The 21,063-nt window shown below is 29.8% G+C and carries 20 protein-coding genes; 16 read left to right on the top strand and 4 right to left on the bottom strand.

Translation table 11 applies throughout. The features are described from left to right. Positions 1 to 2: 2 nt before the first annotated feature. The 5 genes from JK634_RS12445 to JK634_RS12425 all read left to right on the top strand — a co-directional run bounded on the left by JK634_RS12445 (position 3) and on the right by JK634_RS12425 (position 5,484). Entirely contained in the window at positions 3 to 698 is a 696-nt protein-coding gene (locus JK634_RS12445) for a sugar phosphate nucleotidyltransferase (protein WP_202767962.1), read from the top strand. A 17-nt stretch (positions 699 to 715) separates the two neighbouring features. Beyond that, on the top strand, positions 716 to 1,681 hold the full coding sequence (locus tag JK634_RS12440; protein WP_202767961.1) for a DMT family transporter: 966 nt from the start codon (positions 716 to 718) through the stop codon (positions 1,679 to 1,681). Between the two features lie 279 nt (positions 1,682 to 1,960). Further along, positions 1,961 to 2,887 (top strand): NAD-dependent epimerase/dehydratase family protein, encoded by a 927-nt coding sequence (locus JK634_RS12435; protein ID WP_202767960.1) that lies wholly within the window; start codon positions 1,961 to 1,963, stop codon positions 2,885 to 2,887. Between the two features lie 76 nt (positions 2,888 to 2,963). Beyond that, positions 2,964 to 3,944 carry a UDP-glucose 4-epimerase GalE gene (gene galE / locus JK634_RS12430; RefSeq protein ID WP_202767959.1) on the top strand — a complete coding sequence of 327 codons (981 nt, stop codon included), beginning with the start codon at positions 2,964 to 2,966 and terminating at the stop codon, positions 3,942 to 3,944. 229 nt (positions 3,945 to 4,173) lie between these two features. Beyond that, on the top strand, positions 4,174 to 5,484 hold the full coding sequence (locus tag JK634_RS12425; protein ID WP_202767958.1) for a nucleotide sugar dehydrogenase: 1,311 nt from the start codon (positions 4,174 to 4,176) through the stop codon (positions 5,482 to 5,484). Positions 5,485 to 5,534: 50 nt separating this feature from the next. On the opposite strand, the gene JK634_RS12420 is transcribed toward JK634_RS12425, so the two are convergent. Next, complete coding sequence (locus tag JK634_RS12420) at positions 5,535 to 7,229, bottom strand: hypothetical protein (RefSeq protein WP_202767957.1); 1,695 nt, start codon at positions 7,227 to 7,229, stop codon at positions 5,535 to 5,537. Positions 7,230 to 7,372: 143 nt separating this feature from the next. Here JK634_RS12420 and JK634_RS12415 point away from each other — a divergent pair, with 143 nt between their 5' ends. After that, complete coding sequence (locus JK634_RS12415) at positions 7,373 to 8,308, top strand: glycosyltransferase (protein ID WP_202767956.1); 936 nt, start codon at positions 7,373 to 7,375, stop codon at positions 8,306 to 8,308. Positions 8,309 to 8,324: 16 nt separating this feature from the next. Next, positions 8,325 to 8,705 (top strand): GtrA family protein, encoded by a 381-nt coding sequence (locus JK634_RS12410; protein WP_202767955.1) that lies wholly within the window; start codon positions 8,325 to 8,327, stop codon positions 8,703 to 8,705. Positions 8,706 to 8,805: 100 nt separating this feature from the next. On the opposite strand, the gene JK634_RS12405 is transcribed toward JK634_RS12410, so the two are convergent. The 3 genes from JK634_RS12405 to JK634_RS12395 all read right to left on the bottom strand — a co-directional run bounded on the left by JK634_RS12405 (position 8,806) and on the right by JK634_RS12395 (position 11,810). Next, positions 8,806 to 9,438 carry a hypothetical protein gene (locus JK634_RS12405; protein ID WP_202767954.1) on the bottom strand — a complete coding sequence of 211 codons (633 nt, stop codon included), beginning with the start codon at positions 9,436 to 9,438 and terminating at the stop codon, positions 8,806 to 8,808. Between the two features lie 95 nt (positions 9,439 to 9,533). Continuing rightward, positions 9,534 to 11,036 carry a cell wall-binding repeat-containing protein gene (locus tag JK634_RS12400; RefSeq protein WP_202767953.1) on the bottom strand — a complete coding sequence of 501 codons (1,503 nt, stop codon included), beginning with the start codon at positions 11,034 to 11,036 and terminating at the stop codon, positions 9,534 to 9,536. Positions 11,037 to 11,237: 201 nt separating this feature from the next. Beyond that, positions 11,238 to 11,810, bottom strand: coding sequence for a sigma-70 family RNA polymerase sigma factor (locus tag JK634_RS12395; RefSeq protein WP_202767952.1), 573 nt, complete (start codon positions 11,808 to 11,810; stop codon positions 11,238 to 11,240). A gap of 200 nt (positions 11,811 to 12,010) precedes the next feature. On the opposite strand from JK634_RS12395, the gene JK634_RS12390 reads away from it, so the two are divergent. From JK634_RS12390 to JK634_RS12350, 9 genes are all read left to right on the top strand, one after another. Then, positions 12,011 to 12,979: a radical SAM protein gene (locus JK634_RS12390; RefSeq protein WP_202767951.1), complete on the top strand. Its 969-nt coding sequence runs from the start codon at positions 12,011 to 12,013 to the stop codon at positions 12,977 to 12,979. 197 nt (positions 12,980 to 13,176) lie between these two features. Next, on the top strand, positions 13,177 to 13,938 hold the full coding sequence (locus tag JK634_RS12385) for a tyrosine-protein phosphatase (RefSeq protein ID WP_202767950.1): 762 nt from the start codon (positions 13,177 to 13,179) through the stop codon (positions 13,936 to 13,938). Positions 13,939 to 14,546: 608 nt separating this feature from the next. Then, positions 14,547 to 15,299, top strand: coding sequence for a YveK family protein (locus JK634_RS12380; protein ID WP_202767949.1), 753 nt, complete (start codon positions 14,547 to 14,549; stop codon positions 15,297 to 15,299). Next, positions 15,274 to 15,963 (top strand): polysaccharide biosynthesis tyrosine autokinase, encoded by a 690-nt coding sequence (locus tag JK634_RS12375; RefSeq protein WP_202767948.1) that lies wholly within the window; start codon positions 15,274 to 15,276, stop codon positions 15,961 to 15,963. Before JK634_RS12380 ends, JK634_RS12375 begins: the two co-directional genes overlap by 26 nt. A gap of 150 nt (positions 15,964 to 16,113) precedes the next feature. Beyond that, positions 16,114 to 16,647 (top strand): NeuD/PglB/VioB family sugar acetyltransferase, encoded by a 534-nt coding sequence (locus tag JK634_RS12370; protein WP_202767947.1) that lies wholly within the window; start codon positions 16,114 to 16,116, stop codon positions 16,645 to 16,647. 58 nt (positions 16,648 to 16,705) lie between these two features. Beyond that, the gene (locus JK634_RS12365) at positions 16,706 to 17,365 is read left to right on the top strand and encodes a sugar transferase (RefSeq protein ID WP_274601346.1); all 660 of its coding nucleotides are present in this window, start codon (positions 16,706 to 16,708) and stop codon (positions 17,363 to 17,365) included. 305 nt (positions 17,366 to 17,670) lie between these two features. Further along, complete coding sequence (locus JK634_RS12360) at positions 17,671 to 18,882, top strand: glycosyltransferase family 4 protein (RefSeq protein ID WP_202767946.1); 1,212 nt, start codon at positions 17,671 to 17,673, stop codon at positions 18,880 to 18,882. A 2-nt stretch (positions 18,883 to 18,884) separates the two neighbouring features. Beyond that, the gene (locus JK634_RS12355; protein WP_202767945.1) at positions 18,885 to 19,922 is read left to right on the top strand and encodes a polysaccharide biosynthesis protein; all 1,038 of its coding nucleotides are present in this window, start codon (positions 18,885 to 18,887) and stop codon (positions 19,920 to 19,922) included. Positions 19,923 to 19,950: 28 nt separating this feature from the next. Further along, the gene (locus tag JK634_RS12350; protein ID WP_202767944.1) at positions 19,951 to 21,060 is read left to right on the top strand and encodes a capsular polysaccharide biosynthesis protein CapF; all 1,110 of its coding nucleotides are present in this window, start codon (positions 19,951 to 19,953) and stop codon (positions 21,058 to 21,060) included. Positions 21,061 to 21,063: the final 3 nt, after the last annotated feature.

The raw sequence follows: 21,063 nt of genomic DNA, 5'->3' as shown, positions 1-21,063 counted from the left end.
AGATGAGAGCAATTTTATTAGCAGCTGGAATGGGGACAAGATTAAGGCCATTAACACTAGACACTCCAAAATCTTTAGTTAAGGTATTAGGAGAGCCTATGATGGAAAGACAAATTGAATTTTTAAAAGAAAAAGGAATAGATGAAATTATAGTTGTAACAGGATACTTAAATGATAAATTTAATTATCTAGTTGATAAATATGGAGTTAAGTTAATCCACAATAAAGAATATAACAAATATAATAACATTTATACAATGTACCTAGTTAGAGAGTATTTAGAGGATGCATATGTTATAGATGCAGATGTATATATAAAGAATAATATGTTTGAAGCAAATCCTGAAATATCTAAGTACTATTCTGCAAAAAAAACAGGCTTTAGTAATGAATGGATTATTATACATGATGGTAAAAATAGAGTTGTAGACATTGAAGTAGGAACTAAAGAATCAGCATATATTTTATCTGGAGTTTCTTTCTGGACTAAGAAAAGTGGAGAATATATTAAAAGAAAGTTAGAAGAGGCTGTTGAAGAAAGAGATTTCAGCAATTTATATTGGGATGATATTGTTAGGGAAAACTTAAAAGAGTTAGAAATATATATTGAGAAGATTGGTACTAATGATATTTTTGAAGTAGACACATTGGAAGATTATAACAATCTAAATGAATTACTAATAAGCAGCAATAAGTAGAAGGGGGAATTAAGTTAATGGAAAATAGTTTAAGTAACGGGAAAAAAGGTTTCTTTTCAGGTATATTTTCTGGTATGACATGGGGGCTAGACACAACACTAATGGGGGTAGTTTTATTAGCAGCAATATTTAATAAAGATGAAAAGATAATATTCTTGGCACCACTACTTACAGCATTTTTACATGATTTATTTTCAGTTATATGGATGATTATATATCATGGAGTTAGAGGTAATTTGAAAAATTCTATTAAAAAAGTATTTAGTAAAAATGGTGGAGTTGTAGCTATAGCAGCTTTATTAGGGGGACCTGTTGGAATGACTGGATACTTACTTGCAGTAAAATATATTGGGCCAGCTTATACTGCTTCAATCTCTGCATTTTATCCAGCTGTAGGAGCTCTTTTTGCATTTATTATATTGAAAGATAAACTTTCAATTAAAGGGGTTATGGGATTGGCTTTAAGTATTGGAGCCATTTTAGTATTGGGATATAGTTCAGATGGGATGTCTTCAGCAAGTATGATAGGTTTTGCATTTGCATTATTAGCAGTTATCGGATGGGGTTTAGAATGCGTAGTCTGTGCATACGGAATGAAAGGTGACGACCTAGCGCCAGATGAAGCATTATTTGTAAGACAATTAACATCTGCATTAGTTTATGGAGTTATAATCATTCCTGCAATGGGAGGAATAAGTGTACTAAAGAGTGGAATTCCATTAAGTACTACAGCGCTAATAGTAGCAACGGCGTTGGCTGGAACAACTTCTTATTTATTATATTATACTGCAATAAATAAAATAGGAGCAACAAGGGCTATGGCACTTAACATAACATATTCCGTATGGGCTATTATATTCCAAGTAATTTTCATAGGAACAGGAACAACATTGAAATCTGTTATTTGCAGTGTGTTAATTATTTGTGGTTCAGTAATAGTTGCCAAAGACCAAGAGAATGAGAACATTGAATTTGCGAATTAGAAAAAAATATATGGATGTAAAGTCAGGCTAGGATAAGAAGGTGGTGAATTATTAAGATTCATCACTTTTATTTTAGTATATAGATAGCATCTTATGTATAAAAACATATTTGAATTGATCATTATATTTACTCTATGCATATGGACTATAGATGAAAGTTTTAGTACAATTAATTAAGCACGTCGTTCTAATTTTATGTAAAGTATTAAAAAAATACAAAAAGTTTGATATAATTATTATGATTGAGAATTATATATTGTAGATATTTGGAGGGTATTGATGAAGATATTAGTGACAGGTGGAGCTGGATTTATAGGCTCACACATAGTAGATGAGTACATAGAAAATAATCATGAAGTTGTAGTAATAGATAATATGTTTCATGGCAAGGAATGTAATGTAAATAAAAAGGCTAAGTTAATTGAGATAGATATAAGGGATAAAGATTTATGGAGAGTATTCGAAGAGGAAAAGTTTGATGTTGTTTGTCATCAAGCAGCACAAATTTCAGTACCTACTTCAATAGAAGACCCTATTGAGGATGCAGAAATAAACATTTTAGGAACAATTAGTTTATTAGAATGTTGCAGAAAATATGATGTGAAAAAAGTTATATATCCTGCATCTGCAGCAATATTTGGGGAGCCTAAATATCTCCCTATTGATGAAAATCATCCATTAAATATGCAGTGTGGATATGGAGTTACAAAACATACCGTTGAACATTATTTAGATGTATATAACAGATTATATGGATTAAATTATACTGTATTTAGATATGCAAATGTTTATGGTCCAAGACAAGATTCTAATGGTGAAGGCGGAGTTGTTGCAGTTTTTTCAGAGAAGTTTCTTAGCGGACAATCCCCTATAATTTTTGGGGATGGTGAGCAAACAAGAGATTTTGTCTATGTAAAGGATGTTGCTAAAGCAAACTTACTAGCATTAGAAGCTTTAGATAATGGGATATATAATGTAGCGACCAATATTGAAATTTCAGTAAATAAGTTAATTGATGTTTTTAATAAATTAACAGGGTTAGAGTTAAAAGCTGAATATAGAGAAAAAAGATTTGGAGATATAAATAACAGCTATATGAGTTATGAAAAGATAAAAAATTCGTCTTCTTGGAGGCCAAAGTATACATTAGAAGATGGACTTAAAGAAACTTTAGATTTCTATAAAAACTTACAAAAGAATGATTAGAGACACATTACAGTCACGATCATTAGATATAATGGTATAGCTATAGAGAAATTTAATGATAAATAGGAGGTTTAAAATGGCAATTCTAGTTTGTGGAGGTGCCGGCTACATTGGTAGCCATATGGTAGCATATTTATTAGAAGAAGGGAAAGAGGTAATAGTTGTAGATAACTTAGAGACTGGTCATAAAGAATCGGTTAATGGGGTAAAGCTATATACTGGGGATTTAAGAGATAAAGAATTTTTAAATAGGGTATTTAATGAAAATAATATAGACTCAGTTATAGATTTTGCAGCCTATTCCCTAGTTGGAGAAAGTATGGTAGAACCACTTAAATATTTCAATAATAACGTTTATGGGACTATTAATCTTTTGGAAACTATGAAAGAACATGGAGTTAAGAATATAGTATTTTCTTCAACAGCAGCTACTTATGGAGAACCAGAAAATACTCCTATTTTAGAAGGGGACAAGACTTTACCTACAAATGCTTATGGTGAATCTAAACTCATAGTCGAAAAGATTCTTAAGTGGTGTGATACTGCTTATGGTATTAAATATACTGTTTTAAGATACTTTAATGCTGCAGGAGCTCATGTAAGTGGTGATATTGGAGAAGATCATAAAACAGAAACTCACTTAATTCCTTTAATATTACAAGTAGCTTTAGGAAAAAGAGATAAAATAATGATATTTGGAGATAATTATAATACGCCTGATGGAAGTTGTATAAGAGATTATATTCATGTGTCTGATCTAGCTTCAGCTCACTTACTGGCACTTAAAAGACTCCAAAGTGGTGGAGAGAGCAGAATATATAATTTAGGAAATGGTACAGGCTTTTCTGTTAAAGAAGTTATAGAGGTTGCTAGGAAGGTTACTAAGCATGAGATTCCTGCAGAAGTTGCTGAAAGAAGGGCTGGAGACCCAGCTATTTTAATAGCTTCATCTAATAAAGCAGTTGAAGAGCTAGGATGGGAGCCAAGATTTAATACTCTAGAAAATATAATAGAGACAGCCTGGAAGTGGCATTCAAATCATCCAAATGGATTCTAAGTAAATAGATTTTGTTTATTAGATTAAAATGTTATTAAAACCCCTAAGAATAAGGGGTTAGTAATATTTTAATCTATTTTTATGCTAAGTATTGATATTTATATAACATATAAACTATAATAATAAGGATGAGTTGAAATAGAGACATAATAACGTAGGTTTTGTAGAGATAGTTTAAACTATTAACAACCTGAAATAATTAAAGCTTAACATATAGGGGGATAATAAGATGGATTTATTCCAAAAGATTATTGAAAGAGAAGAAAAAGTAGCAGTGGTAGGATTAGGATATGTAGGAATGCCACTAGCAGTAGCATTTGCAAAAGAAGTAGATGTTATAGGATTTGATGTAAATAAAGCAAAAGTAGATCTTTACAATAATGGTATCGATGTAACTAATGAGGTTGGAAATGATGCTTTAAAAGCAAGCAGCTGCAAGTTTACTTATGATGAAGAAGAGCTTAAAAAAGCTAAATTTTTTGTTGTAGCAGTACCAACACCAACTAATAAAGATAACACACCAGATTTAAGACCAGTAATTGGTGCATCAAAAACAGTAGGAAGAAATTTATCAAAAGGAGCAATAGTAGTTTTTGAATCTACAGTTTATCCGGGAGTTACTGAAGAAGTATGTATTCCTCTTTTAGAAGAAGAATCAGGATTAAAATGTGGAATAGATTTTAAAATTGGCTATTCACCAGAGAGAATTAATCCAGGAGATAGAGTTCACACATTAGAAAAGATAACTAAAATAGTTTCTGGAATGGATGAAGAGACTTTAGAAGTAGTTGCAAAAACTTACGAACTTATAATAGAAGCTGGAGTATATAGAGCTGAAAGTATAAAAGTTGCAGAAGCAGCTAAACTTATAGAAAACACTCAAAGAGATGTAAATATTGCATTTGTAAATGAACTTTCAATGGTATTTAATAAGATGGGAATTGATACAAGAGCAGTATTAGATGCAGCAGGAACAAAGTGGAACTTCCTAAAGTTTAATCCAGGATTAGTTGGAGGACATTGTATAGGAGTAGATCCTTTCTATTTAGTGCATAGAGCTCAAGAATTTGGAGTTGAAGCAAAGCTTGTAGCAGCTGGAAGAAAAATAAATGATGGAATGGCTGCTTTTGTTGCTGAAAATGTAGTAAAATCCTTAATTAAAGGAGATAAAAAAGTAAAGGGTGCAAAGGTTGCAATATTGGGATTAACCTTTAAAGAGAATTGTCCAGACACAAGAAATTCAAAAGTATTTGATATTATTAAAGAGTTAAAAGAGTATGAAATAGATGTATTACCATTTGACCCAGTAGCTGACAAAAATGAGTTAAAAGAAGAATATGGAATATCATCCTTAGAACTTAATGACATTAAGAATGTAGATGCAGTAGTGTTTGCTACTAGTCACAGTGAATTTAGAGAATTAGATGCACAAAGTATAAAGAAGTTCTATGGTGAAGGAACTCCAGTTTTAATAGATGTAAAAGGACTTTACAATAGAAAAGAATTCGAAAAAGCTGGTTATGTTTATTTTAGACTATAGTGAATAATTAATATAAAGGCAGAGGGAAGTAAACCCCTCTGCCTTTAATCTTATTTATAATATTCAATTACAGTCATTTCATTTATTTTATAGCATTGTTTCATAAAGTAGGGCATGTCATTCCAATTAGAAACATTATAACCGTATATAGTTGGAGGTGTCTTTTTAAGCCTTAATACACCCTCATTATTATTTTTATGATACTCATTTATTGCATTCATGTTAAATACTTGTTCATAGGAGGCTTCATTATATCCAGAATAAGTATTTTTAAAAGCAAATAAGGAGATTCCTAGAAAAACTAAAACTATTATAAATCTCAGTGGTTTAAAGTTAATTTTAATAATTGAAAGAATAAAACATAATATAACCAATATTGAAGCTATAATTGCTAGTGATAGCTTATGAGTTCCAAGTGAAATTGCAAGTAATGCAAATGCTAGGAACAATCTATTACTGTAAAACTTTAATGAAGAGTAAACTATGAATATACTCATAAGTAAAAGTGAAGGAAATAAAATCCTATGATCTCCAGCAAACCTTGGATCTACAAACAGAAGCATAATTTGAGCACCAAATGCATTAATACAACAAAAAGTTATAAATGGATAGCGTTCTTTTAGAAGAATTAAAAAAGAAACATAAAAATTACTTAATAGATATACTAGTGCAAAAGCAATAAAGCCAAATCTAACTAGCATACGAGAGCCTTCTCCAGCAAATATATGGACTTCATATTTTTTGTATAAAACAAAGTAAATATAACCTAATGTTCCTAGTGATAATAAATAGGCTAAAGCTTTATTTACTGATAAAATTGTTTTACTATCAGTTTCTCTATTTTCACTTGAATAATGATAAAGCCAAAACACACTGCATAAACAAATTATTATAACATAGCTAACAGCAGGCGCTTCAAAAATATTAGTCTTTAACATGGTGTCAATTGATAAGGGGATATCCATTCCTTTTCCTGTATTTGTTTCAAATAGTGCTCTTCTAAAAGAACCATAAGTTACAAAACAATATCCAAAGAATACTGAAATATAATATGGAATAAGACCTTTAGAAAACCTTATTCCTCTAAAAATTTTAAAATAGAGTGGAATAAGCACAGTAAAGCCTATAGCTATCATTCCTGACTGCTGAGTAGAAGAACCAGCAAAAAAGGCCAAAAGTACAATCCACCATTTAGATTTATACTTATCTGTATCCTTCAAATAGTCATTATATAATAGATATGCATAAATTATTGTTACAGCTGTTGGAACAAGATAGTTAAGAGAGCAGGCTGCATAATAAATGGTAGTATTTGAAACTTCAATAGGTAATAGGATAAAAAACATATTAGCGCAAGAAGTTGCAATAAGGAAGTTCTTAGTACTTTCTTTATTAACTACTCCTGAATTGAGACATATTTTAGAAACCAATAAGGCAGTAAGGGTAATAATAATTGGATTGATTATTCTAAATAAGAATACATTGTATTTTACTATTGCAAGTAGAAGTAAGTGAACCCATACACGTCCATTTTCATTTAATACACCATATATGAAGTGAGGTAAGTTTCTTAGGCCTACAGAAGCGTCACGGCAGTAATAAAGGTCATCTGCATATAAGAAAACATAATGATGAACAATTAACATAAGAATTAGTAATGCTAATAAAACACTATATTTTTTACTTTTAAAAATTATTATCTTAGTGAAATTATAATTATAATTCATAAATGTAGAACCTTTCATAGTTATATGGATTAATTGAGAGTATATATCTTTATATATACTAGTATTTCACTATAATGTAATATGTATACAAGTTATGTATAGAAGAATGTAAAAATAGGAATAATATGTTATATGATCGGGAATAAATAAGGAGTGATTTGGTGATATCAATAATTATGCCCGTATATAACGAAGGGGAACAAATATATTCTAATATAGAGAAAGTTATGAATATAATGTCTGGTAATTATATAAACTATCAAATTATACTAGTAAATGATGGATCTAAGGATAATTCATGCAATGAGATGGAAAAGCTTTATGAAAGTTATAAGAATGTATCCATTATAGAATTAAGTCGTAATTTTGGTAAAGAGGCTGCGTTGTGTGCAGCACTAGAAAATGCGTCTGGAGATGCATTTGTTATAATAGATTCAGACTTACAACATCCACCAGAATTAATACCTGAGATGGTAAGATTATGGAGAGAAGAAGGATATGATGTTGTTGAAGGAGTAAAATCAAATAGAGGAAAAGAGTCTTTATTTGGAAAACTAGCAGCCTTGACTTTTTATAAGTTATTTAATAAGGCAACAAAAATAAACTTAAGTAGTGCATCCGATTTTAAGTTATTAGATAAAAAGGTAGTTGAATCTTGGAAACTTATGCATGAGTCAATAACATTCTTTAGAGGAATGTCAGCTTGGGTGGGGTATAACCGTATTCAAATACCCTTCGAAGTAAAGGAAAGAACTTGTGGAATGTCTAAGTGGTCATTTAAAAGCTTAGTTAAACTAGCTATTCAATCGATAACTTCCTATACGGCAGCACCACTTTATATAGTTGCTTGGCTTGGACTTATTATGCTGGTCATTGATGTAGTGTTATCGGTTCAGACATTGATTATGAAATTTACTGGCAAAGCTTTAACTGGGTTTACAACAGTGATAATATTAATACTTGGTATAGGGGGATGCATAATGTTAAGTCTCGGAGTAATAGGCATCTATATTTCAAAGATTTATGACGAGGTAAAAGGAAGACCAAGATACATTATAGCTAAAAAGCGAGGAAAAGGATTTTTAGATGAGAAGTAAAATAACAAATACATTTATGAAAAATAAAGCTATGGGGAAGCAATTTGGCAAATATTTATTGGTAGGAGGATCTACAGCACTACTTGAATTGCTATTATATACTTTCTTTAGAAAAATAATTTATCTAGATCTTTCTATATCAAATATTGCTGCAGTATTTATAGCAACAGTCTTTAATTTTATTATTAATAGAGGGTGGGCATTTAAAAACTCATCAAATATATATAGAAGCATTGTACTATATATAATTTTGTTCATCGCTAATACTACTTTTAGTACAAATGCTATTGTATTTATGGTTAGATTAGGAGTGCTTGACATAATAGCAAAGTTTATAACTATGTGTATGATAACACTTTGGAATTTCATACTATATAGAAAAGTTATATTTAAGTAATAACCATAAAAAGAAAGAACCATATCAATATCTCTAAGAAAATTGATATGGTTCTTTGTATTTTTAGAACAAATTATTATGATTTGTTTTTAAGTTACATTTATCTATTAATAATGTTACTCATTTCAGGAACATGCTCAAATTCAGGAGTTTTTCCATTATATAAAATCTCAATACCATCTACCCATTTGCCAGAATATTGTTTTTGAAGAATGTTTTCTGAGATTCTTTTAAAATTAATATTTGCTCCAGTAGAACCTTGAAATTTTTGATACCAACTATTCTCATCTGTAGGTATTTTATCATCTATAAGATTAATAATAACAATTGACTTATTATTAATTTCTTTAAAAGCAACCGAATATGGAAGTCCATTAAAGTAGTTATGCATAACCTCTGAAGAAATGGTTTGTACCTTTGAATATATATCTAAATCTTTATTTATTGTATACTTATAATTTTCTTTTAGGTTCATATTGTCTGCATTAACATCATAAATAATAAAGGTTTCCATTGAAATGGTCTTGATCTCTGTAGAATTATTTGCTTGAGTATTAGTCTCTGTATTCGAGGTAGTTGATTTAATATCCTCCTCTTGTGAAACGTTTTCAATTGTGCTATCAGGAGTTACTGTGTTTGGTTTTGGAGAAGATGTTGCGTTTTTAGATGTACATGCAAAGAGAGTAAATGTGGATACAATTAAAACTAATACTAGGTTTAATAATTTTTTCATAATACCACCTCCAAAAATATGATTGTTTTATATATATAATTATAGCATATTTTGGAGGTAGTATAAATAAAATATATGTTATTTATATGACCATATTAGTTTTTAATTTGGTTAATTAAATTATCAGAAATTACTCCTGAACTACCTAAAACATATAAATTTATATCACCATTTGACTTAATATATCTTAGTGTATTATTCTGAATAGAGTTCTTTTCAACAAGAAGCATTGGCATATTTCTTTTTGCTGCTAGTACACCACCAGTTAAGCCATCAGGGAAATCACTTCCTATGGTGATAAATACTCCGCTCTTAAAACTTGTATTAAAAGTATTAGCTATATTCACAGCTGTATCATATCTATTTGGACCATAAACTCTTGTAACGGATATACCTAATTGTTTTATTTGAGATTCAACATTGGCTGAAACTACTCCAGGAGAACCAGGAATGATTACGTTCTTAATTCCATTTGTAGTCAAAAAGTTTTTTGTATCTACATTTAGATCATTAGTAAGAGTAAATAAAATTGGGTACTTATTAAATGCAGCATACGAGCTTATAGACAAAGCATCAGGATAATCAAGACCAGTCGCTATAACAGCTGTTTTTGTAGTATTATTCTTCATAACTTCATTACTTATAGCTACTGCAGTTTGAAATCTATCTTTACCAGAAAGACGAATCACATTAAGCTTTTTAGCCTTAAGAGTATTTTCCACTTGAGAAGATATTACGCCTGTACTTCCTAATATAAATACATTTTTTGCTTTTAGTCTTGAAATTTCATTTAATGTACTTTGAGGAATTGATTTGCTTTCAGTTAATAATATAGGTGCATTTTTTATATATCCTAAAGAAACTCCAGACAGCGCATCAGGGAAATCAAGACCATAAGCTAGAATTACATTATCAGAAGTAGCCCAGCCTGAAGTACTTATTTGTACAGCAGTAGCAAATCTATCTAAACCAGATAAGCGGTAAGGAGAAATTTTTGCTGCATAGAAGTTATTGTTTATTTCGTTAATGTAATTAATGATTTCAGTTCCATAAGTTGAACTTGGAGCCCATTTTACTCCTAAGTTAGCAACAGAGTTTCCGGCTGTGCCATATATAGAAGGAAAATGTCTAGGGTCATCAGTTTGTCCATCTGCTTTTGGATATCCATCAGCACCTGCATATAGAGCTAAATGATCTAAATGAGCCTTTACACCTTGATCCCAAGACGCAAAACGTTGGTGGGCAGCAGGATCAGTATCATCTCCACCTTTAGTAGTTTTCAAACCACATGGATTTTTAAAACTTTCATCCAAAACACCGCCAAAATTACCGAATCCTGTTTCTTTTGCTGCTTGAGCATAAGCAACAACTGGATCAATACCTCCATGGCTAGGTGCATAGGTATAGTATAATTTAGCTAAGCTTATAAAAGTTTGAGTTGCTCCGTGATTTTTAGCCCAAGCTTCCATCTGACTTTGAGAAGCAGTTGGAGCAGCAATTATTGGAATTGGTTTTGGAACAGCTTGTACACTAATAACAGGAATTAATAAAAAAGCTATTAGTATTAAAGAAAAAATTTTCTTTAGATTTTTAAACATTAATTCTCTTCACCTCTTTTTATTTAGGGTTCTTTATAGAAAACTTAATTTATTCTTGTTTAAAAATGTCGGTATCTGAACATTTTCAAGCATGAGTAAATTATTAGTTGAACTTAAAAAACCCTATAATTTGATTTTATTGACATAATAATTATACACAATGTTTAATAAAATTAAAACTTACAATTAAGTGGAAATAGGTTAAAGAGTTAATGCATTCTTCAATTTTGACAGTGTTTTATTTCTTAAGTTAAGTACTTCATTATAAGGTAATGCCTTTTCTCTTGAATAGCGAGTAAGACCTCCCCATGTATTCTTTAAATATACATACTCTATTAACTCTTTTTCTTTATTGGATAGAGAAGTGATTGCCTTTGTAAGATTATAATGTAGTTCTTTATCTAAGAAATTAGCTTCAATGTTTTCTTCAGACACAAAAAAGCTGTTGCAGAACTTACTATGCTTTATAGCATGGTAGATGCTCGTTTCATAAAAACACTTAGTATTTTTGCGTATTTCATAAAAGTAGTTTTTATCAATAGTATTTTTTAAATAAGAAATAAATGATGAATCTCTATTAAGGTCATAATTATTAATTGCTTTTATTATGCTGATTCGTCCAATTTGCATTAAATCATCTTCATCGTGATTTTTAATATATAAGCTTTTTGTTCTATTTTTTATTAAGGGTGTGAATAAACCAATAATCTCTTCTATAGAATTCATATCATTAAATTTTGCTTTCTTTACTAGTGTTAACAAATAATATTCCATATAATACCTCCCAATATTAAAACGAAAAAATATGTAAAATTATTACAATAGAGTGAGGATTTTTAAGATGTTTATGAATATATTGTTAAGAAGAGTAAAAAAAAGACGATAAATTAGTTGAAATAAATAATAAAAGCTTATAAATTTCCTCAAAATGCAAAAATTTTTAGGTAAGTGGAATTTTATGGAGGGATAATTATATGGTTAGTTTAGATTCATCTTTCACAATAGAAAAGCTTAGAACTTTAAAAGATGAGCTTAAAAAAAAGTCTGAAATTATTACAAGTGCAAGAGAAGGTAATCTTGGTAATTTTGAGGGTGAATATAGTGAATTAAGTGAGAATGAACAGGGGAAATACATAATACCAAATGGGTGTTTGGCAGTTATAGATAATTTATATACACTTAATAAGTTGATTTTTAATATTAAAAATAATGAAAAAATATATTTGTTAGAAGATTTTCTTTTAGATGACAGATTTAAAGTTTTCATTTGTAGAGATAAGGTAGAGCTTATGATAAATGTAACTAACAAGTGTATAGAAAAGTGCAAACATTGTAAACAGCAATACAATTCTTCGAAATCAATTAGCAAAAAATTGTCTTTAAAAACGCTGGATACTTTTTTTCTAAAAATGCAGAGATTTAATCAAAATAAAGTTATTAATAAATATATAATTACTTTTTATGGAGGAGATCCACTACTTAAATTTCAGGAAATAAAAACAATTATGAATTATTGTAATCTTAAATTTCGAAATGAAATCTCTTTTAATATATTAACTAATGGAAATTTGCTTACTGAAGAAAATGTCAGGTTTTTATTAATACACGATTCTAAAATTTTTGTTAAGTTTTATGGACCTGAAAGTAATTATAAAAGATATGTAAGTGAGAAAAATCTAGATGAGTATAATAATATTCTATTAAATTTGAAAAAGTGTAAAGAGATTTATCCTTATGGAGATATAGGAATTGTAGTTCCTTATGATTTTAGAACGGATTTGAAAAAGACATGTGAGTTTTTTGAAAAACATAATTTACATAAGGTTATTTTAGCTGCAAACATTTGTAATGGGACTTCAGAGGAATTTGAAAAGATGGATCAAAGTGCAATTGATGATCATTTAAATCAAGTAAGGAGTCTTTACGAGGAACTTATTAAGTAAGAAAAATGAAACTAAATATATTTCAAGCTTCTTAAAAAGTCTATTTAATAGTACATATAATTAAAATTTATAGCTATGATATTGCTTTTAAGTTATTCAAAATGGCTAATTAATTTGATATAATATAAATATGATTTGAGTTACAAGAAGTTCTATCAATATCTGAACTTGAACTTTTGTATAAGGAGGAGGAACATATGATAGACTTTCATTCACATATTATATATGGGATTGATGATGGTGCTAAAGATATAGATATGTCTCTTAGCATGATAGAGAATGCTAAAGAAGAAGGAACGGAATATATATGTGCTACCCCTCATTTTATATTAGGAAATTATGAGGTGAGTCTTGAAGAATATTCTAGCAAGATTGAAGAGTTAAGAGCTAAGAGTGAGATTAACATAGTATCTGGCCTTGAGGTATATATGGATTTGAAGTTACCTCAGTTATTTAAAGAAAAGAAGATATGGGGAATTAATAATGGACCATATATGCTAATAGAATTTCCTATGCGGGACATTCCAAGATATTCTAATGATGTACTTTATGAATTATCTATACTTGGTATTAAGCCTATAATTGCTCATCCAGAAAGAAACCTTAAACTTATGAATAATATAGATATCCTAGAAGATTGGATAGAAGAAGGATATTTACTTCAGGTTAATGCAGGTTCTCTAGTGGGACAGTACGGAAAAGAACCTAAAGATATTTCAGAGATATTAGCTAAAAGAAATATGATCCATATTCTAGGCAGCGACGGACATAATGATTCAAGAAGAAAAACTAATATTAAAAGTGGAAGAGACAAGCTAGAGGAAATAAACCCCAGCTTAAGCACCTGGATAGATAATAACCAAAAAAAGGTTTTATTAGGTGAATATATAGAACTACCCGAGATAAATGAACTAAAAAAGAGTTCAAAATCAATATTTGGATTTTTTAAAAGAAAATAAAGAGTTTGAAGCGAAATCTAGATAAGTATAAAATGTAGTGGAGTTTCTATGGATATTATGAAAGCAAAGGGGAGGTACCTTTGCTTTTTATCTTCAAAAATATATTTAATTTTTGAAAATATCATTTTATTTTTTTTATAAATATGATACTATGTCATAGGTTGTATGTAAAATAAAGGGAAAATATATATTTTTTTCAATAAGTCCTAATAATTAAAGAAAAACTTGAAATTTAAAGCATGAAAGTTTTCTTGGGACTATGTTAGTCTATATACCAAGAATTACATTTGAAGGATTTATGAATTTTTTGTAACATTGAAGTAGTGGTATAAACTATTATTATATTTTAAATTTATACCATAGAATCAGGAATTTTAAAACATATATAATTATTGAGGTATTTAAGGAATAATATGGTATATAAGGCAAAGGATAATTAACAAACCGTTTATTTCCTTAGGCCTAGAAAAACTATGGAAATTATGTGAAATAACGAGAAAAATGGACAAAATATTAGTTATTTGAATAATTTTGGGTGATTTTAAGTTATAAACATAAATATAAAATGATATAATTACTGATGGAATGCAAAAAAATGGAGGAACAAGATGGAATTACAAGGATATATACAATTGATTAAAAAGAGATTACTACTGATATTTTTAATAACTCTTGCAGCTGTATTTGTGAGTGGGGTAGTAAGTTTTTTTGTTATAAAACCTACTTATCAGGCAAGCATATCTGTAGATATAGGTAACAATCAAACAAGTACAGATAAAAATACTGGTAATCAGAATTATAATGATGTATTGATGTATCAAAAACTCGTTAAAACATATAGCATATATGCAAAATCTAGAGCAGTGGCTGAAGATGTAGTAAATGAGCTTAAATTAGATAAAACGCCAGAAGAACTTAATAATATGATTACAGCTAGTCCCAGTGCGGATACTGAGTTTTTAACTATATCTGTTAAGTCAAAAAGTTCAGATGAAGCTAAAGATATAGCTAATCAAGTGGCTAAGTCATTAAAGACTGTTACTAAAAAAATAAAAAATGTGGACAACGTTCAATTAGTTGATGATGCAGTGTTGCCTTCATCACCAGTTAGTCCTAAACCATTTTTAAATATAGGGATAGCATTTGTCTTGGGAATTTTTGTTTCATTAGGATTAGTATTCCTACTTGAATATCTAGATAATACTGTTAAAGATCCAGATGAGTTAGAAAAATTATTAGAACTACCTGTAATAGGAAACATACCGTTAATTGAAGTTAAGGGTAAAAAGGGAAGAGCAATAGATACTAAGAGCAAAAAGGGAAGAGGTGGAAAGCGTGATAAAAGACATAGTAATATATAACGATCCTAAGTCATCTGTAGCAGAAGCATACAGAACTTTAAGAAGTAATATTCAGTTTTCACTAGTAGATCAGGAGTCAAGTGTTATTGCTGTAACTTCTTGCGGACCGGGTGAAGGAAAAAGTACCGTTATTTCCAACCTAGCAGTTGCAATGGCACAAGCAGGTAAAAGAACATTGCTTATAGATTGTGATCTTAGAAAACCAACTGTACATAAAAAGTTTGGTGCTTCTAATACTCATGGATTAACAACACTATTGCTTAAAGAAAGTACAATAGAGGAAAGTATTTTTAGAGTAGATGTACCTAATCTTGAGATAATTCCTAGTGGGCCTATTCCGCCTAATCCTTCAGAAATGTTAGGATCTAAGAATATGAAAAAGCTATTATCAGATCTTAAAGGTGCTTTTGAAGTAATACTAATAGATACACCACCTATTTTAGTAGTTTCTGATACATTTGTTTTATCACCTTCAATAGATGGAACTTTAATAGTAGCAGCCTATGGAACTACTGAGAAAGCTGCCATATTAAAAGCAAAAGATTCTTTAGTTAAGGTAGGGGCTAAAATACTAGGGGTAGTAGAGAATAAGATACCAGATAATGCTAGAGAATATGGTTATGGAAGCAGTAAATATTATAATAGCTATTATTCAGAAGATTAAGATTTAGATATTTATATAGAAACTTTATATTTTAGAAGTAGCCGAAGAAGAGACTATTTCTAAAATTTTTTAAAAAATAAATGGTAAACTATGGAATAATTATTCAATTTAAATATAATTAATTTAAAGTTATAGGGGATGTTTTTAGAATTGAAGAAAAATAATTTACTTATACTAGGTGCCGGAGGCCATGGAAGAGTTGTAGCTGAAGCTGCAGAACTTCAAGGCATATGGGATGATATTGCTTTTTTGGATGATAGAGATAATTTGAATAAGGTTCTGAATTTTAATGTTGTTGGAAAAATAGCTGATTATAAGAAGTTTAGGAATAAGTTTAATTATGTGATTGTTGCTATTGGAAACAATGAATTTAGATTAGAACTTATAGATAAATTAAAAGAAGAGAACTATGAATTAGCTGTGATCATTCACCCTACAGCAATAATAAGTAAATATGCAACTATAGATGAAGGAACTGTAATTTTGGCAGGTGCTGTTGTTAATACATCTACAAGCATAGGAAATGGATGCATTATTAATATAAGTGCAGTTGTTGATCACGATTGTAAACTAGGAAATGGAGTTCATGTTTCCAGTGGCGCAATTGTCAGAAGTATGTGCACAATTAGTGACCTTTCTTATATAGATGCAGGTTCATTAGTTAATGAAGGTTCTTGTATTTAAAGTAATTTTGAATTACTTAACGATAAGATATATAGAATTCATGAGGGAGGTTTGGTATATGAAGATTTATATAATGATAAAAAGAATGGTTGATTTTTTACTTTCACTATTAGCACTTATCTTATTAAGTCCTTTATTTTTAATAATAAGTATTTTAATTAAAATAGATTCGCCTGGACCGATATTTTTTAAGCAAAGAAGAATAGGTAAAAATAAGAAAGAGTTTCTGATATTAAAGTTTAGAACTATGAGGTGTGATACTCCAAAAGATATGCCAACTCATTTATTTAAAAACCCAGAAAATTTCATTACAAAAAGTGGCAAAATATTAAGAAGTACAAGCCTTGATGAATTACCGCAACTTATAAATATTATTAAGGGTGAAATGAGCATAATAGGACCAAGACCGGCATTGTGGAATCAGTTTGATTTGATTGAAGAAAGAGATAAATATGGAGCAAATGATATAATACCAGGCCTTACTGGATGGGCGCAGATAAATGGAAGAGATACAATATCGATAGAAGATAAAGCAAAATACGATGGTGATTATGTAATGAACTTGGGATTCAAAATGGATGCAAGGGTGTTTACTAAAACTATTGGCTTCGTATTAAAAAGAGTTGGTAATGTTGAAGGTGGAACAGGGACAATAGAGTATCAACAAGTTTCTACAACTAATGAGCCAACATCAACTAGCGATACCATAGGGCAATAGGATTTAGAAAACTTACGAACAAATTAATAAAATAAGAAGAAAAAATTTAATTATTAAGTAACCACTTAGTTATAGGTGATAGCAGTTATTTCCTTGAAGCTTAGGGTATGCATAATATCGATATAATTGGATGGTAATACAAAATTTGGATAGAATAAGAAATCTATTCGAAGTTAAAAGCTTGTGTTTAAAGAGTTTATGAATATTGAATGTTTAAAAATAAGCAAGTATTCGGCAAATTGCGAGTTCTTGATGCGAGAATGGGAAGAGATTAGTCAGAAAAATGGGACAAGGAGATAGAGTGAATGAAGATATTGGTTGTTTGTCAGTATTATTATCCTGAGCCTTTTAGAATAACAGATATATGTGAGAGTCTTGTAAAGAGAGGCCATGATGTAACAGTATTAACTGGATTGCCAAACTATCCTGAAGGGGTAGTCCTTCAAGAATATCGTCATGGTAATAAAAGAGAAGAGATATTGAACGGGGTTAAAATAATAAGATGTTTTGAAATAGGAAGAGGAAAGAACAAAATAAAATTGTTTTTGAACTACTTTAGCTATGCATTATCAGCAACCTTAAAGGCAATATTTATGAAAGAAAAGTTCGATGTAGTACTTGTTAATCAGCTTTCACCAGTAATGATGGGAATCCCAGCAATGGCTTATAAAAAGAAGCATAATAAAAAGATTTTATTTTACTGTTTGGATTTATGGCCGGACAGTTTAGCCGCTGGAGGAATTAAAGAAGATTCAATAATATATAAGGTATTTTATAAAATTTCGAAGTGGATATATAAATCTGCAGATTTAATTTTGGTTACATCGAGTATGTTTGAAGAGTATTTTAGAAATACCCTTCAAATAAACACTGTTAAAATAAGGCACTTGCCACAATATGCTGAGGACTTGTTTGTACAAAATGATAAAAACTCACTTAATGAAACTGCAGCAACTACAGAAAATAATGTTTATAATTTTGTATTTGCAGGAAATATAGGGGATATGCAGAGTGTAGAAACAATTATTAAATCAGCAAATGAACTTAAAACAATTAAAAATATTTCTTTTCATATAGTAGGTGACGGCTCAAAATTAGATGAATGTAAAAAACTTACTGAAGAGTTGAAACTTCAAAATATAAAGTATTATGGAAGAAAACCAGTTGATGATATGCCGAAGTTTTATGATATGGCAGATGCAATGCTTATAACTTTAAAAGACAATAAAGTTCTATCGTATACATTGCCAGGTAAAGTGCAATCTTATATGGCTGCAGGAAAACCAATCATAGGAGCTATTAATGGGGAGACAAGACGTGTCATTAGCAAGGCATCCTGCGGATTTTCATGTGGAGCAGAAGATTATAAAGCTTTAGCAGATTTGATAAAAAGATTTTGTGATAGCAATGAAAAAGAAAAGATGTCTACAAATGCAAAAAAATTTTATTTGGATAATTTCAGCAAAGATAAATTCATGTCAGTATTAGATTTGTCACTAAAAGATTTGGAGGCGTAAATATGTTCAAGAATAAAACCATACTTATAACAGGAGGTACTGGTTCCTTTGGTGATGCAGTACTAAAAAGATTTTTAAGCACAGATATTAAAGAAATTCGTATTTTCTCTAGAGATGAGAAAAAGCAAGATGATATGAGAAAACTATATAAAAATGATAAGATAAAGTTTTATATAGGTGATGTTAGAGATTTAGCTAGTATTAAAAACGCCATGCATGGGGTTGATTATGTATTTCATGCAGCTGCTCTTAAACAAGTTCCTTCTTGTGAGTTTTTCCCAATGGAAGCTGTGAAAACTAATGTTATTGGAACAGATAATGTGCTTACAGCATCTATAGAATATGGAGTAAGGAAAGTAATTTGTCTTTCTACAGATAAGGCAGCTTATCCAATTAATGCTATGGGGATATCAAAAGCAATGATGGAGAAGGTGTTTATAGCAAAATCAAATACAGTATCACCAGATAAAACAATAATTTGTGGCACTAGATATGGAAATGTTATGGCTTCCCGAGGCTCAGTTATTCCATTGTTTGTAGAACAAATAAAAAATGGACAACCATTAACTGTAACAAATCCTAAAATGACCAGATATTTAATGAGTCTTGAGGAAGCAGTAGAACTCGTAGTATTTGCATTTCAAAATGCTGAAAGTGGAGATATTATGGTTCAAAAATCACCTGCAAGCACTGTTGGAGATTTAGCACAGGCAATGAAAGAACTATTTGATGTGGATAATGAAATAAAAATAATAGGTACTCGTCATGGAGAAAAACTATATGAAACGCTTCTTACTAAAGAAGAGTATATGCACGCAGTTGATATGGGAGAATTCTTCAGAATACCAGCAGATAAGAGAGACCTAAATTATGATAAGTATTTTGTAGAAGGAAATGAATTGCTTTCAAATGAAGAAGAGTACAATTCACATAATACAGAAATGTTAACAGTTGGACAAATCAAAGAAAAGTTGCTACAGCTTGATTATATAAGAGAAGAACTTGAAAAATGGGAAAGTGTAAGAAAAGGAACTAAATAGTTTATCCTATAGAGAGGCAGGCGTTATTATGAAAATACTTGTTACAGGAGCAAATGGCTTTGTGGGCAAAAATCTTATATCAGAACTTATTAATAGGGGATACAAGGATATATATAAATTTGATATAGATACTGATAAAGCATTACTTGATGAATATGCTAAAAATTGTGAATTTGTTTTTCATCTTGCTGGTGTAAATAGACCTAAGGATGAAAAAGAATTTATGGAAGGTAATTTTGGGTTTACCTCTGAACTACTTAATCTTCTTAGAGAATATAATAATAAATCCCCTATCTTAATAACTTCTTCTATTCAAGCTGAAAGAGATAATCCTTATGGTAACAGTAAAAGAGCAGGAGAAGAATTATTATTTAACTATAGTAGAGAATTAGGAGCAAAAGCTCTAGTATATAGATTACCTAACCTTTTTGGAAAATGGAGTAGACCTAATTATAATACAGTGGTGGCAACTTATTGCAATAATGTAGCAAGAGGTTTAGATATACAGATAAATAATCCTGATGCTGAATTAACACTATGTTATATTGATGATGTAGTTGATGAATTCATAAGAGCATTAGAAGGAACGCCAACAATGCAAGAAAAATATTGTGTTGTACCTATTTTTTACAATATTAGATTAGGTGAATTAGCTGATAAAATTAAAGGATTTAAAGAAAGTAGAAAAAATCTTTCAGTGGCTGATATGAGTGATTTATTGAGTAAAAAACTCTATAGTACTTATTTGAGTTTTTTACCAACAGATGATTTTTCATATGACTTAAAGATGAATTGTGATAATAGAGGGTCCTTTACTGAATTTATAAGAACTTCTGAAAGAGGTCAGGTTTCAGTAAATGTATCGAAACCAGGAATAACAAAGGGGAATCATTGGCATCATACTAAAAATGAGAAATTTTTAGTTGTGAGTGGAGAAGGATTAATTCGTTTCAGAAAAATAGATTCAGAAGATATTATTGAATATAGAGTAAGTGGAGAAAAATTACAAGTAGTAGATATTCCAACAGGATATACGCATTCTATTGTTAATGTCGGAGAGAATGATATGGTGACTATAATGTGGGCTAATGAAGCATTTAATCCTGAAAAGCCAGATACTTATTTTTTGGAGGTTTAAATA

The organism is Clostridium paridis (assembly GCF_016765615.1).
Taxonomy (GTDB): Bacteria; Bacillota; Clostridia; order Clostridiales; family Clostridiaceae; genus Clostridium_T; species Clostridium_T paridis.
This window is presented reverse-complemented; position numbering and strand designations above follow the sequence as displayed.